This is a genomic window from Pseudomonas oryziphila (assembly GCF_003940825.1).
Classification (GTDB): domain Bacteria; phylum Pseudomonadota; class Gammaproteobacteria; order Pseudomonadales; family Pseudomonadaceae; genus Aquipseudomonas; species Aquipseudomonas sichuanensis.
Genome location: NZ_CP034338.1, coordinates 4,189,774 through 4,203,589 on the forward strand (window position 1 = coordinate 4,189,774; position 13,816 = coordinate 4,203,589).

At 65.0% G+C, this 13,816-nt stretch carries 14 protein-coding genes; all 14 read left to right on the forward strand.

Annotated features, from left to right (window positions below):
- Nucleotides 1-6: 6 nt before the first annotated feature.
- The 14 genes from ccoO (EJA05_RS19615) to fnrA all read left to right on the forward strand — a co-directional run bounded on the left by ccoO (EJA05_RS19615) (nucleotide 7) and on the right by fnrA (nucleotide 13,773).
- Entirely contained in the window at nucleotides 7-615 is a 609-nt protein-coding gene (gene ccoO, locus EJA05_RS19615) for a cytochrome-c oxidase, cbb3-type subunit II (RefSeq protein WP_110994030.1), read from the forward strand.
- A gap of 5 nt (nucleotides 616-620) precedes the next feature.
- Nucleotides 621-812: a cbb3-type cytochrome oxidase subunit 3 gene (locus EJA05_RS19620; RefSeq protein WP_110994031.1), complete on the forward strand. Its 192-nt coding sequence runs from the start codon at nucleotides 621-623 to the stop codon at nucleotides 810-812.
- Entirely contained in the window at nucleotides 809-1,750 is a 942-nt protein-coding gene (gene ccoP / locus EJA05_RS19625) for a cytochrome-c oxidase, cbb3-type subunit III (protein WP_125464924.1), read from the forward strand. The genes EJA05_RS19620 and ccoP (EJA05_RS19625) overlap by 4 nt, the downstream gene beginning before the upstream one ends.
- 507 nt (nucleotides 1,751-2,257) lie before the next feature.
- Nucleotides 2,258-3,700, forward strand: a complete 1,443-nt coding sequence (ccoN, locus tag EJA05_RS19635) for a cytochrome-c oxidase, cbb3-type subunit I (RefSeq protein ID WP_125464925.1) — start codon at nucleotides 2,258-2,260, stop codon at nucleotides 3,698-3,700.
- The gene (gene ccoO / locus EJA05_RS19640) at nucleotides 3,700-4,308 is read left to right on the forward strand and encodes a cytochrome-c oxidase, cbb3-type subunit II (protein ID WP_110994033.1); all 609 of its coding nucleotides are present in this window, start codon (nucleotides 3,700-3,702) and stop codon (nucleotides 4,306-4,308) included. Before ccoN ends, ccoO (EJA05_RS19640) begins: the two co-directional genes overlap by 1 nt.
- Before the next feature lie 5 nt (nucleotides 4,309-4,313).
- Nucleotides 4,314-4,514, forward strand: coding sequence for a cbb3-type cytochrome oxidase subunit 3 (locus tag EJA05_RS19645; protein WP_110994041.1), 201 nt, complete (start codon nucleotides 4,314-4,316; stop codon nucleotides 4,512-4,514).
- Nucleotides 4,511-5,491, forward strand: a complete 981-nt coding sequence (ccoP, locus tag EJA05_RS19650; protein ID WP_125464926.1) for a cytochrome-c oxidase, cbb3-type subunit III — start codon at nucleotides 4,511-4,513, stop codon at nucleotides 5,489-5,491. The genes EJA05_RS19645 and ccoP (EJA05_RS19650) overlap by 4 nt, the downstream gene beginning before the upstream one ends.
- Before the next feature lie 321 nt (nucleotides 5,492-5,812).
- Complete coding sequence (gene ccoG, locus EJA05_RS19655; RefSeq protein WP_110994035.1) at nucleotides 5,813-7,228, forward strand: cytochrome c oxidase accessory protein CcoG; 1,416 nt, start codon at nucleotides 5,813-5,815, stop codon at nucleotides 7,226-7,228.
- Nucleotides 7,229-7,246: 18 nt separating this feature from the next.
- Nucleotides 7,247-7,774, forward strand: coding sequence for a FixH family protein (locus EJA05_RS19660; RefSeq protein WP_110994036.1), 528 nt, complete (start codon nucleotides 7,247-7,249; stop codon nucleotides 7,772-7,774).
- Nucleotides 7,775-7,922: 148 nt separating this feature from the next.
- Nucleotides 7,923-10,394, forward strand: a complete 2,472-nt coding sequence (locus EJA05_RS19665; RefSeq protein WP_125859485.1) for a heavy metal translocating P-type ATPase — start codon at nucleotides 7,923-7,925, stop codon at nucleotides 10,392-10,394.
- A complete protein-coding gene (ccoS, locus tag EJA05_RS19670) occupies nucleotides 10,376-10,588 on the forward strand; it encodes a cbb3-type cytochrome oxidase assembly protein CcoS (RefSeq protein WP_110994038.1) in 213 nt (70 codons plus the stop codon). Before EJA05_RS19665 ends, ccoS begins: the two co-directional genes overlap by 19 nt.
- On the forward strand, nucleotides 10,581-11,264 hold the full coding sequence (locus EJA05_RS19675; protein ID WP_125464930.1) for a sulfite exporter TauE/SafE family protein: 684 nt from the start codon (nucleotides 10,581-10,583) through the stop codon (nucleotides 11,262-11,264). The genes ccoS and EJA05_RS19675 overlap by 8 nt, the downstream gene beginning before the upstream one ends.
- A gap of 204 nt (nucleotides 11,265-11,468) precedes the next feature.
- The gene (hemN, locus tag EJA05_RS19680) at nucleotides 11,469-12,851 is read left to right on the forward strand and encodes an oxygen-independent coproporphyrinogen III oxidase (protein WP_125859486.1); all 1,383 of its coding nucleotides are present in this window, start codon (nucleotides 11,469-11,471) and stop codon (nucleotides 12,849-12,851) included.
- A 187-nt stretch (nucleotides 12,852-13,038) separates the two neighbouring features.
- Complete coding sequence (gene fnrA, locus EJA05_RS19685; protein ID WP_110991794.1) at nucleotides 13,039-13,773, forward strand: Crp/Fnr family transcriptional regulator FnrA; 735 nt, start codon at nucleotides 13,039-13,041, stop codon at nucleotides 13,771-13,773.
- Nucleotides 13,774-13,816 lie beyond the last annotated feature (43 nt).

A 13,816-nucleotide genomic window follows, 5' to 3' on the forward strand; every position in this document is an offset into this window, starting at 1 on the left:
AGCCTGATGAAACATGAAGTCGTTGAGAAAAACATAGGCCTGATGGCGCTGCTGATGGTGTTCGCCGTCAGCATCGGCGGCCTGACCCAGATCGTCCCGCTGTTCTTCCAGGACGTCACCAACAAGCCGGTGGAGGGCATGAAGCCTTACACCGCCTTGCAGCTCGAAGGTCGCGACATTTACATCCGCGAAGGCTGCGTGGGTTGCCACTCGCAGATGATCCGCCCGTTCCGCGCCGAAACCGAGCGCTACGGCCACTACTCGGTGGCCGGCGAAAGCGTGTGGGACCACCCGTTCCTGTGGGGCTCCAAGCGCACCGGCCCGGACCTCGCCCGCGTGGGTGGCCGCTACTCCGATGACTGGCACCGCGCGCACCTGTACAACCCGCGCAACGTGGTACCGGAGTCGAAGATGCCGTCCTATCCCTGGCTGGTGGCGACCCAGGTCGACAACAGCCACACCGACGTCAAGCTGCGCACCCTGCGCACCCTCGGCGTGCCGTACACCGACGACGACATCGCCGGGGCCCGCGACGCAGTCAAGGGCAAGACCGAGATGGACGCGCTGGTCGCCTACCTGCAGGTGCTTGGCACCTCGATCAAGAACAAGAGGTGAGTGCGATGGAAATGGACATCGGCATGATCCGTGGCCTGGGCACCCTGGTGGTGATGATCGCCTTCATCGGCCTGTCGCTCTGGGTGTTCAACCGTCGCCGCGACCGTGATTTCGCCGAAGCGCGCCTGCTGCCCTTCGTCGACGACCGCCTGCCCCCTGCCGGGCAGGAACCCGCCATGAGGAGTAATGGGCAATGACCACCTTCTGGAGTACGTATATCAGCGTACTGACCATCGGCAGCCTGATCGGCCTGACCTGGCTGCTGCTCGGCACCCGCAAGGGCCAGAGCAGCGACACCACCGACCAGACCATGGGCCACAGCTTCGATGGCATCGAGGAGTACGACAACCCGCTGCCCAAGTGGTGGTTCTGGCTGTTCGTCGGCACCCTGGTGTTCTCGGTGGGCTACCTGATCCTGTACCCGGGCCTGGGCAACTGGAAAGGCATCCTGCCCGGCTACGAGAACGGCTGGACCGGCGTCGACGAGTGGAAAAGAGAGATGGAAAAGGCCGACGCCAAGTTCGGCCCGATCTTCGCCAAGTACGCCGCCATGCCAGTGGAAGAAGTGGCCAAGGACCCGCAAGCGCTGAAGATGGGCAGCCGGCTGTTCGCCTCCAACTGCTCGGTGTGCCACGGTTCGGACGCCAAGGGCTCCTACGGCTTCCCCAACCTGACCGACAAGGACTGGCGCTGGGGCGGCGAGCCGGAAACCATCAAGGCCTCGATCATGAACGGCCGGCACGGCGTGATGCCGGGTTGGGCCACGGTGATCGGCGAGCAGGGCGTGGCCGATGTGGCCGCTTACGTGCTGACCGGCCTGGACGGGCGCAGCCTGCCAGCGGAAGCCAAGGCCGACCCGGTCAAGGGCAAGGAGATCTTCGCCACCACCTGCGTCGCCTGCCACGGGCCGGAAGGCAAAGGTACCCCGGCGATGGGCGCACCTGACCTGACCCATCCACAGGCGTTCATCTACGGCTCGAGCTTCGCCCAGCTGCAGCAGACCATCCGTTACGGCCGTCAGGGCCAGATGCCGGCGCAGCAGGACATCCAGGGCAATGACAAGGTGCATCTGCTGGCGGCGTATGTGTACAGCCTGTCGCAGGATCAAGTGCCAGAAACCGTAACTGCCAAGTAGTCCCTTCGTGGGAGCGGGCTTGCCCCGCGATAGCGCCAGGCCTGACGACCTCATCGCCGGGGCCGACGCTTATCGCGGGGCAAGCCCGCTCCCACGACCCGCTCCCACGATCCCCTAGCTCACCCCTCCCCGCCTTGCACCCCCTCCGAACACAACTAAGCTTGTTGCCACAGTGGCCCCGCTCGCAGCAGCCGGAGCAGACGTGGTGCACAGCCTGACACCACGCAGCGATTCCAGCCTTGCGAGCCCGCGCTTTGGGATGATGCCTTGCGTGCCCGTCCCGGCAATAAAAGCTTGACCGATCGATCAGAAAAACATGGGAAACGGTACACATTACAAAGATTTATTTGTGTACAATCGTTCGAACCCCGACGCCACGGGACGGTGGCGAACAGGGTTTGGACACGGGTCGGCACCAGTCGCCTTGCATTGTAATAACCCTGGTGGTTATTGATACTGGCGCCGATTTACCAACCAACAAGAATACCCAAACCGTGGAACCTTAGAATGAGCACTGCAATCAGTCCGACTGCTTATAACTATAAGGTCGTCCGCCAGTTCGCCATCATGACGGTGGTCTGGGGGATCCTTGGCATGGGGCTTGGCGTCTTCATCGCCTCGCAACTGGTATGGCCCCAGCTCAACCTGGACCTGCCATGGACGAGCTTCGGCCGCCTGCGCCCACTGCACACCAACCTGGTGATCTTCGCCTTCGGTGGCTGTGCCCTGTTCGGCACCAGCTACTACGTGGTGCAGCGTACCTGCCAGACCCGCCTGATCTCCGACAGCATGGCCGCCTTCACCTTCTGGGGCTGGCAGGCGGTGATCGTCGGCGCGCTGATCACGCTGCCCATGGGCTTCACCACCACCAAGGAATACGCCGAGCTCGAGTGGCCGCTGGCGATCCTGCTGGCCATCGTCTGGGTGACCTACGGGCTGGTGTTCTTCGGCACCATCGTCAAGCGCAAGACCAAGCACATCTATGTCGGCAACTGGTTCTACGGTGCCTTCATCGTGGTCACCGCGATGCTGCACATCGTCAACCACATGTCGTTGCCGGTGAGCCTGTTCAAGTCGTATTCGGCCTACGCCGGCGCCACCGACGCGATGATCCAGTGGTGGTACGGCCACAACGCCGTGGGCTTTTTCCTCACCACCGGCTTCCTCGGGATGATGTACTACTTCGTGCCCAAGCAGGCCGAGCGCCCGATCTACTCCTATCGCCTGTCCATCGTGCACTTCTGGGCGCTGATCACCCTGTACATCTGGGCCGGCCCGCACCACCTGCACTACACCGCCCTGCCGGACTGGGCGCAGTCGCTGGGCATGGTGATGTCGATCATCCTCCTGGCACCGAGCTGGGGCGGCATGATCAACGGCATGATGACCCTGTCGGGGGCCTGGCATAAGCTGCGCACCGACCCGATCCTGCGTTTCCTGGTGGTGTCGCTGGCGTTCTACGGCATGTCCACCTTCGAAGGCCCGATGATGGCCATCAAGACGGTCAACTCGCTGTCCCACTACACCGACTGGACCATCGGCCACGTGCATGCCGGCGCCCTCGGCTGGGTGGCGATGATCTCGATCGGCGCGGTCTACCACATGATCCCCAAACTGTACGGCCGCGAGCAGATGCACAGCGTCGGCCTGATCAACGCGCACTTCTGGCTGGCGACCATCGGCACCGTGCTGTACATCGCCTCGATGTGGGTCAACGGCATCACCCAGGGCCTGATGTGGCGCGCCATCAACGACGACGGCACCCTCACCTATTCGTTCGTCGAAGCGCTGCAGGCCAGCCACCCGGGCTACATCGTCCGCGCCCTGGGCGGTGCGTTCTTCGCCTCGGGCATGCTGCTGATGGCCTACAACGTGTTCCGCACCGTTCGCGCGGCCAACCCGGTACAGGCTGAGGAAGCCGCCAAGATCGTCGTCGTGGGAGCCCACTGATGAAGCATGAAGCAGTCGAGAAGAACATTGGCCTGATGGCCTTCTTCATGGTCATCGCCGTCAGCGTCGGTGGCCTCACCCAGATCGTCCCGCTGTTCTTCCAGGACGTCACCAACAAGCCGGTCGAGGGCATGAAGCCGCGCACCGCGCTGGAAGTGGAAGGCCGCGATATCTACATCCGCGAAGGCTGCGTGGGTTGCCACTCGCAGATGATCCGCCCGTTCCGCGCCGAGACCGAGCGCTACGGCCACTACTCGGTGGCCGGCGAAAGCGTGTGGGACCACCCGTTCCTGTGGGGCTCCAAGCGTACCGGCCCGGACCTCGCCCGCGTGGGTGGCCGCTACTCCGATGACTGGCACCGCGCGCACCTGTACAACCCGCGCAACGTGGTGCCGGAATCGAAGATGCCGTCCTACCCGTGGCTGGTCGAGAACAAGCTCGATGGCAAGGACACCGCCAAGAAACTGGAAGTCCTGCGCACCCTCGGCACGCCGTACACCGACGAAGACATCGCCGGTGCCCGCGACGCGGTCAAGGGCAAGACCGAGATGGACGCCCTGGTGGCGTACCTGCAAGGCCTTGGCACCCTCATCAAAAGCAAACGGTGACACTGATGGATATCGGGATGATTCGCGGCCTGGGCACCGTCGTGGTGCTGGTGGCTTTCGTGGGCCTGGCGCTGTGGGTGTTCAGCCCGCGGCGCAAAAAGGACTTCGATGAGGCCACGCAGTTGCCATTTGCGGACGACCCCGAGGCCACTCGCCACGTTGAGCACGCGAAAGCGCAAAAAGCTTCTGGGAGCAAACAACAATGACAACCTTCTGGAGTCTGTACGTCACCGTCCTGACCCTGGGCACCATCTTCGCCTTGAGCTGGCTGTTGCTGTCGACCCGCAAGGGCCAGCGCGAAGAGATCACCGACGAAACCGTCGGCCACGCCTTCGATGGCATCGAGGAGTACGACAACCCGCTGCCCAAATGGTGGTTCTGGCTGTTCGTCGGCACCGTCGTGTTCGCCCTCGGCTATCTGGTGCTGTACCCGGGCCTGGGCAACTGGAAAGGCATCCTGCCGGGGTACGCCTACGTCGATAACGACAAAAAGACCGAGTTCAGCAACGGCCAGCCAGGCTGGACCGGCGTGCACGAGTGGGAAAAGGAGATGGCCAAGGCCGACGCCCGCTTCGGGCCGATCTTCGCCAAGTTCGCCGCCATGCCGCTGGAGGAAGTGGCCAAGGACCCGCAGGCGCTGAAGATGGGCGCACGCCTGTTCGCCTCCAACTGCTCGGTGTGCCACGGCTCGGACGCCAAGGGCGCCTACGGTTTCCCCAACCTGACCGACAACGACTGGCGCTGGGGCGGTGAACCGGAAACCATCAAGACCACCATCATGGGCGGGCGCCACGGCGTGATGCCGGGCTGGACCACGGTGATCGGCGAACAGGGTGTGGCCGATGTGGCGGCGTTCGTGCTGACCAAGCTCGACGGCCGCACACTGCCCGAAGATGCCAAGGCCGACCCGGTCAAGGGCCAGCAGATCTTCGCCACCACCTGCGTGGCCTGCCATGGGCCTGAGGGCAAGGGCACCCCAGCCATGGGTGCGCCGAACCTGACCCACCCGCAGGCGTTCATCTACGGCTCGAGCTTCGCCCAGCTGCAACAGACCATCCGCTACGGTCGCCAGGGCCAGATGCCGGCCCAGGAACAGTTGCAGGGCAACGACAAGGTGCACCTGCTGGCGGCGTATGTGTACAGCCTGTCGCAACAGGAGCCAGCACCGGCCAAGGCCGAGTAAGGCAGGTTTGGCCTCTTCGCGGGTAAACCCGCTCCCACAGGACTCTCACCGGTTTCTGATGCGGTGCAGTACCTGTGGGAGCGGGTTCACCCGCGAAGAGGCCGGCACTGACGCCACAATTCCTGCAGGCCCCATGATCTGGATCAATTGACACTCGCCATATCACGATTCAAACCATCACCCAACGCGACTAAAGGTCGCAGTACGGCCCCGGCGCGCCAACACAGGCGTATCATGGGCCGCAGAGCGCCAGCAGAACGCGCGCGACTGCGGCCGGCAAGCACTGGCCGCGGCGTTTCTCCACTGCCGTGGGACTAGATGATGAGCAAGCAAATTCCGGTACATGACGTCACCCCGCCTGCCAGCAAAGGGAAGGATTCCGTCGACCTCTACGCATCACGCGAAAAAATCTACACCCGCGCCTTTACCGGCATTTTCCGCAGGCTGCGGATGGTCGGCGGCGCGGTGCTGTTCCTGCTGTATTTCGGCACCGTCTGGTTGAACTGGGGCGGCCACCAAGCCGTGTGGTGGAACCTGCCCGAGCGCAAGTTCTACATCTTCGGCGCCACGATCTGGCCGCAGGACTTCATCCTGCTCTCGGGCCTTCTGATCGTCGCGGCCTTCGGCCTGTTCTTCATCACCGTCTACGCCGGCCGCGTCTGGTGCGGCTACACCTGCCCGCAAAGCGTGTGGACCTGGGTGTTCATGTGGTGCGAAAAAGTCACCGAGGGTGACCGCAACCAACGCATGAAGCTGGACAAGGCGCCCATGAGCGGCAACAAGTTCCTGCGCAAGTTCGCCAAGCACAGCCTGTGGTTGCTGATCGGCTTCGTCACCGGCATGACCTTCGTCGGCTACTTCTCGCCGATCCGCGAGCTGGCCATCGAGTTCTTCACCGGCCAGGCCGACGGCTGGGCCTACTTCTGGGTCGGCTTCTTCACCCTGGCCACCTACGGCAACGCCGGTTGGCTGCGCGAGCAGGTGTGCATATACATGTGCCCCTACGCGCGCTTCCAGAGCGTGATGTTCGACAAGGACACCCTGATCGTCTCCTACGACCCGCGCCGTGGCGAAACCCGTGGCCCGCGCAAGAAGGACATCGACTACAAGGCCAAGGGCCTGGGCGACTGCATCGACTGCACCATGTGCGTACAGGTCTGCCCCACCGGCATCGACATCCGCGACGGCCTGCAGATCGAGTGTATCGGCTGCGCCGCCTGCATCGACGCCTGCGACAGCATCATGGACAAGATGAACTACCCCAAGGGCCTGATCAGCTACACCACCGAGCACAACCTGTCCGGGCAGAAGACCCACATGCTGCGCCCGCGCCTGATCGGCTACGCGTTGGTGCTGCTGGTGATGATCGGCGCCCTGACCACCGCCTTCGCCACCCGCTCGCTGGTTGGCTTCGACGTGGCCAAGGACCGGGTGCTGTACCGCGAGAACGCCCAGGGGCGGATCGAGAACGTGTACAGCCTGAAGGTGATGAACAAGGACCAGCGCGACCACGTCTACGTGCTGGATGCCGCCGGCCTGCCGGACCTGCGCCTGGAAGGCCACCGCGAAATCCGCGTGGCCGCCGGCGATATCGTCAGCCTGCCGGTGCAACTGTCGGTTGCCCCGGAGAAACTGCCCTCGACCACCAACGAAATCACCTTCATCCTCAAGGACGCCGACGACAGCGCCAGCCAGGTTGAAGCCAAGAGCCGCTTCATCGGCCCACAGATCCGCTGACTAGAGAGAACACAGACAATGCCTGCCGCCACCGCCGCCAGCCCCTGGTACAAGCACCTCTGGCCCTGGATCATCATCGGCATCCTGGCCACCTCGGTATGCCTGAGCCTGACCATGGTCAGCATTGCCGTGCGCAACCCGGACAACCTGGTCAACGACAACTATTACGAAGCCGGCAAGGGCATCAACCGCTCGCTGGACCGTGAACTGCTGGCCCAGACCCTCAACATCAAGGCCAGCATCCACCTGGACGAACTGACCGGTGAAGTGGACGTGCGCCTGACCGGCAACAGCGCCCCGCAGGCGCTGGAACTGAACCTGATTTCACCGACCCAGCCCAACAAGGACCGCAAGGTACAACTGGCACGCACCGAGCCGGGCCGCTATGTCGGCCAGCTGGATGACAAGGTCGACGGCCGGCGCTTCGTCGAGTTGCTCGGCAGCCAAGATGACCATGTGTGGCGGCTGTTCGAAGAGGAGAAGGTCGAGCATGGCGTGACCTTGCAGTTGGGGGATGAGGCCATTCAAGGCGCCGAGCACCACTGACCGAACACCGCGCCCCTTGTGGGAGCGGGTTTACCCGCGAATGCGTCAAACCTGAAGACATCACTGCCTGCTCTGACGCGTTCGCGGGTGAACCCGCTCCCACAGGTACCCTGTCCAGACAGCCGACTTGCGTAAGGCAATGATGTAAATGACCCAACCCACCCCCTGCTACCACTGCGCCCTGCCCGTCCCCGCCGGCAGCCGCTTCACTGCCGTGGTGCTCGGCGAGCCTCGGGCATTCTGTTGCCCGGGCTGCCAGGCAGTGGCCGAGTCCATCGTCGCCGGGGGCCTTGAGCACTATTACCAGCACCGCAGCGACACCAGCGCCAACCCCGAAGCCCTGCCCCGCCAGTTGCAGGACGAACTGGCGCTGTACGACCGCGACGACGTGCAACAGGGCTTCGTGCGCCATGCCGGCGAACTGGCCGAAGCCACCCTGCTGGTCGAAGGCATCAGCTGCGCCGCCTGCGGCTGGCTGATCGAAAAACACCTGCGCACCCTGCCCGGGGTCGCCGAGGCACGGCTGAACCTGTCCAACCACCGCCTGCTGGTCAACTGGGCCGACAGCCAGTTGCCGCTGTCCAGGCTGCTGGCCGAGCTGCGCCGCATCGGCTACGCCGCCCACCCCTACCAGCCGGACCAGGCCGCCGAGCAACTGGCCCGGGAAAACCGCAGCGCCCTGCGTCGCCTGGGCGTGGCCGGGCTGCTGTGGTTCCAGGCAATGATGGCGACCATGGCCACCTGGCCGGAATTCAACATCGACCTGTCCGCCGAGCTGCACACCATCCTGCGCTGGGTCGCGCTGTTCCTCACCACCCCAATCGTGTTCTACAGCTGCGCGCCGTTCTTCAAGGGCGCCGCCCGCGACCTGCGTACCCGCCACCTGACCATGGACGTCTCGGTGTCGCTGGCCATCGCCCTGGCCTACTGCGCCGGGATCTGGACGGCGATCACCGGCAGTGGCGAGCTGTATTTCGACACCGTGGGCATGTTCGCCCTGTTCCTGCTGACCGGCCGCTACCTGGAGCGCCGCGCCCGCGAGCGCACGGCGGCGGCCACGGCGCAACTGGTCAACCTGCTGCCGGCCTCGTGCCTGCGCCTGGATGCCGACGGCCAGGCCGAACGCATCCTGCTCGGCGAACTGCAGTGCGGCGACCGCGTGCAAGTGCTGCCCGGCGCGGTGATCCCCGCCGACGGCTGCATTATCGAAGGCCGCTCAAGCGTCGACGAATCGCTGCTCACCGGTGAATACCTGCCCTTGGCGCGGCGCACCGGCGACCGGGTCACCGGCGGCACCCTCAACGTCGAAAGCACACTTACCATCGAGGTCCAGGCCCTGGGCCAGGACTCACGGCTGTCGGCCATCGTGCGCCTGCTGGAGCGGGCGCAGACCGAAAAACCGCGCCTGGCCAAGATCGCCGACCGTGCCTCGCAATGGTTCCTGCTGTTCACCCTGGTGGCGGCGGCGATCATCGGCCTGGTCTGGTGGCAACTCGATGCCGGGCGGGCGTTCTGGATCGTCCTGGCGATGCTGGTCGCCACCTGTCCCTGCGCCCTGTCGCTGGCCACCCCGACCGCCCTCACCGCCGCCACCGGCACCCTGCACAAGCTTGGCCTGCTGGTGACCCGTGGCCATGTGCTGGAGGGCCTCAACCAGATCGACACGGTGATCTTCGACAAGACCGGCACCCTCACCGAAGGCCGCCTGGCCCTGCGCAGCATCCGCCCGCTGGGGCGCCTGGATGCCGACCGCTGCCTAGCGCTGGCCGCCGCCCTCGAGAACCGCTCCGAACACCCCATCGCTCGCGCCTTCGGCCGCGCTGCCCGGCCGGCCGAGGCGGTCAACGCAGTGCCTGGGCTGGGCCTGGAGGGTGAGGTGGACGGCCAGCGCCTGCGCATCGGCCAGGCCACCTTCGTCTGCGCCCTGAGTGGCGCCGAAGTGCCTGGCGTACCCGAACCACGCGGCCAGTGGCTGCTGCTGGGCGATCGCCAGGGCCCGCTGGCCTGGTTCGGCCTGGACGACCGCCTGCGCGACGACGCCGCCGACCTGGTGGCCGCCTGTAAGGCCCGTGGCTGGCAGACCCTGCTGCTGTCCGGCGACAGCTCGCCTATGGTTGCCGAGGTGGCCGCGACGCTTGGCATCGACCAGGCCGTCGGCGGCCTGCGCCCGGACGACAAGCTCGCACGTCTGAAACAGCTCCAGGCCGAAGGGCGCAAGGTGCTGATGCTGGGTGACGGGGTGAACGATGTGCCGGTCCTGGCCGCTGCCGATATCAGCATCGCCATGGGCAGCGCCACCGACCTTGCCAAGACCAGCGCCGACGCCGTGCTGCTGTCCAACAACCTGCACGCATTGGTGCAAGCCTTTGCCCTGGCCCGGCGGACCCGCCGCAACATTGTCGAGAACCTGCTCTGGGCGACCCTGTACAATAGCCTCATGTTGCCGTTCGCCGCACTCGGCTGGATCACCCCGGTCTGGGCGGCGATCGGCATGTCGGTCAGCTCGCTGATCGTCGTGCTCAACGCCTTGCGCCTGACCCGGCTGCCAACGGCAGTGGGCGTACCGGTGAACGCGCCACCGTCACTTGGAAGGAAAACCCTATGCCCGCCCTCTACGTGATGATCCCCGCCGCCCTGCTGCTGGTCGGGGTGGCCGTGTACATTTTCTTCTGGGCGGTGGACAGCGGCCAGTACGACGACCTTGAAGGCCCGGCCCACAGCATCCTGTTCGACGACCAGGACCCGCGCCACCAGGCTGCGGTCAAACACGACGAACAACCTCCTGAAGACAAGGACGCCAAACCGAGTGCCTGAACTGATCCCCCTGCTCGGCTCGGCCCTGGTCCTCGGCCTGCTCGGTGGCGGCCACTGCCTGGGGATGTGCGGCGGCCTGATGGGCGCCCTGACCCTGGCCATCCCGCCGCAGCAGCGCAACCGGCGCCTGCGCCTGCTGCTGGCCTACAACCTCGGGCGCATCCTCAGCTACGCCGCGGCCGGCCTGCTGCTGGGCCTGGCCGGCGTGGCCCTGGCCAGCAGCCCGCTGGCGGTCGGGCTGCGGGTGGTCGCGGCGCTGCTGCTGATTGCCATGGGCCTGTACCTGGCCGGATGGTGGAGTGGCCTGACACGCATCGAAGCGCTCGGGCGCGGCCTGTGGCGCCATATACAACCGCTGGCCACACGGCTGCTGCCGGTGTCCAGCCTGCCCCGCGCCCTGTTGCTCGGCGCCTTGTGGGGCTGGCTGCCGTGCGGGCTGGTGTACAGCACCCTGCTGTGGGCGGCCAGCCAGGGTGATGCGCTGCACAGCGGGGCATTGATGCTGGCGTTCGGGCTGGGCACTTGGCCGGTGTTGCTGGCCACGGGGTTGGCGGCGGAGCGTGTGGGCAGCGTGCTGCGCAAGCGCGGGGTGCGCATGGCGGGTGGGCTGCTGGTGATTCTGTTCGGGCTTTGGACACTGCCGGGGCCCCATCAGCACTGGCTCATGGGGCACTGAGAGGCTGCTGCGCAGCCTTTTCGCCGGCAAGCCGGCTCCCACACCGATCGCGTCGGCTCAAGCCTGTGGGAGCTGGCTTGCCAGCGAAAGGGCCGCACAGCGGCCCCATGCGGTGACCGCAAGATCTGCTGATACAAATCAACACGACTTCTTGCTCACGTCCCTAGACTCCGGACACTGCTGCTCTATCCGGGGACTGCCCACATGCTCGACGACCTACGCTGGGACGCCGACCTGATCCGTCGTTACGATCTGGCCGGGCCACGCTACACCTCCTACCCTACCGCCGTGCAACTGCATGGCGAAGTGGGCTCGTTCGACCTGCTCCACGCCCTGCGCGAGAGCCGTCGGGCCACGCGCCCGCTGTCGCTGTACGTGCACGTGCCGTTCTGCGCCAACATCTGCTACTACTGCGCATGCAATAAGGTCATCACCAAAGACCGCGGCCGCGCCGCGCCCTACCTGCAGCGCCTGGAACAGGAAATCCAGCTGGTCGCCTGCCACCTGGACCCCAAGCAGCGCGTCGAGCAGCTGCACTTCGGCGGCGGCACCCCGACCTTCCTCAGCCATGTGGAACTGCGCCAGCTGATGGCGACCCTGCGCCAGCACTTCAACCTGCTGGACGATGACTCCGGTGACTACGGCATCGAGATCGACCCGCGCGAGGCCGACTGGTCGACCATGGGGCTGCTGCGCGAGCTGGGCTTCAACCGCGTCAGCCTCGGCGTGCAGGATCTCGACCCGGCGGTGCAGCGTGCGGTCAACCGCCTGCAGAGCCTGGAACAGACCCGCACCCTGATCGAAGCGGCGCGCACCCTGCAGTTCCGCTCGATCAACCTCGACCTGATCTATGGCCTGCCCAAGCAGACCCCGGAAGGGTTCGCCCGCACTGTCGAAGAAGTGATCCGCCTGCAACCCGATCGCCTGTCGGTGTTCAACTACGCCCACCTGCCGGAGCGTTTCATGCCGCAGCGGCGCATCGACAGCAACGACCTGCCGGCCCCCGCGGCCAAACTGGAGATGCTGCACGCCACCATCGACCAACTGACCGCCGCCGGCTACCGCTACATCGGCATGGACCATTTCGCCCTGCCCGACGACGAACTGGCCATCGCCCAGGAAGAAGGCACCCTGCAGCGCAACTTCCAGGGTTACACCACCCACGGCCATTGCGACCTGATCGGCCTGGGAGTCTCGGCCATCAGCCAGATCGGCGACCTGTACTGCCAGAACAGCAGCGACCTCAACACCTACCAGGACACTCTGTCCACCGCTCAACTGGCCACCCAGCGCGGCCTGCTGTGCAACCAGGACGACCGCCTGCGGCGGGCAGTGATCCAGCAACTGATCTGCCATTTCGAGCTGGACTTCGAGCAGATCGAACGGCAATTCACCATCGATTTTCGCGGCTACTTCAACGAAATCTGGCCGCAATTGCACGCCATGCAGCGCGACGGCCTGATCAGCCTCGACAGTAAAGGCATCCGCATCCTGCCTGCCGGCCGTCTGCTGGCGCGCTCGGTGTGCATGGTCTTCGACGCTTACCTCGCGCAACAGAATCGCCAGCGTTTCTCACGGGTGATCTGAGGCGATTGAGGCGTTTCACCGCATGGACAGCCCGCCTTCAGGGGCACACTATGGACAGTCGAAAGGTACCGGAAACATCCACTCCGGGCCGCCGCCAGCACGCACCAAACGAGTGCATGCTGGCCTCCAGCCTATGCCGTGGGTTACCCTTACGGCTTATGTGTGCTTTCCCACAAGGATCGAAGAAATGTCCGAGCCAGTAAAACTGCGCCCACACAACCAGGCCCACTGCAAGGATTGCAGCCTGGCCCCCCTGTGCCTGCCCCTGTCCCTCAACCTCGAGGACATGGATGCACTGGATGAAATCGTCAAACGCGGCCGCCCACTGAAAAAAGGCGAATTCCTGTTCCGCCAAGGTGACAATTTCGGCTCGGTTTACGCAGTCCGCTCCGGCGCCCTCAAGACCTTCAGCCTCAGCGACGCCGGCGAAGAACAGATCACCGGCTTCCACCTGCCCAGCGAGCTGGTCGGCCTGTCCGGCATGGACACCGAGGCCTATCCGGTGTCGGCCCAGGCCCAGGAAACCACCTCGGTGTGCGAGATCCCCTTCGAACGCCTGGATGAGCTTTCGGTACAACTGCCGCAACTGCGCCGCCAGCTGATGCGGGTGATGAGCCGGGAGATCCGCGACGACCAGCAGATGATGCTGCTGCTGTCGAAGAAAACCGCCGACGAGCGCATCGCCACCTTCCTGGTCAACCTGTCCGCGCGCTTCCGAGCCCGTGGTTACTCGGCCAACCAGTTCCGCCTGAGCATGTCGCGCAACGAGATCGGCAACTACCTGGGCCTGGCCGTGGAAACCGTCTCGCGGGTGTTCACCCGCTTCCAGCAGAACGGCCTGCTCAAGGCCGAGGGCAAGGAAGTGCATATCCTCGACCCGATCCAGCTGTGTGCGCTGGCCGGTGGTGCAATGGAGGCCTGACAAAGGCCGGATGCGGGTATACTGGCGCCTTGGTTTTTCCAGG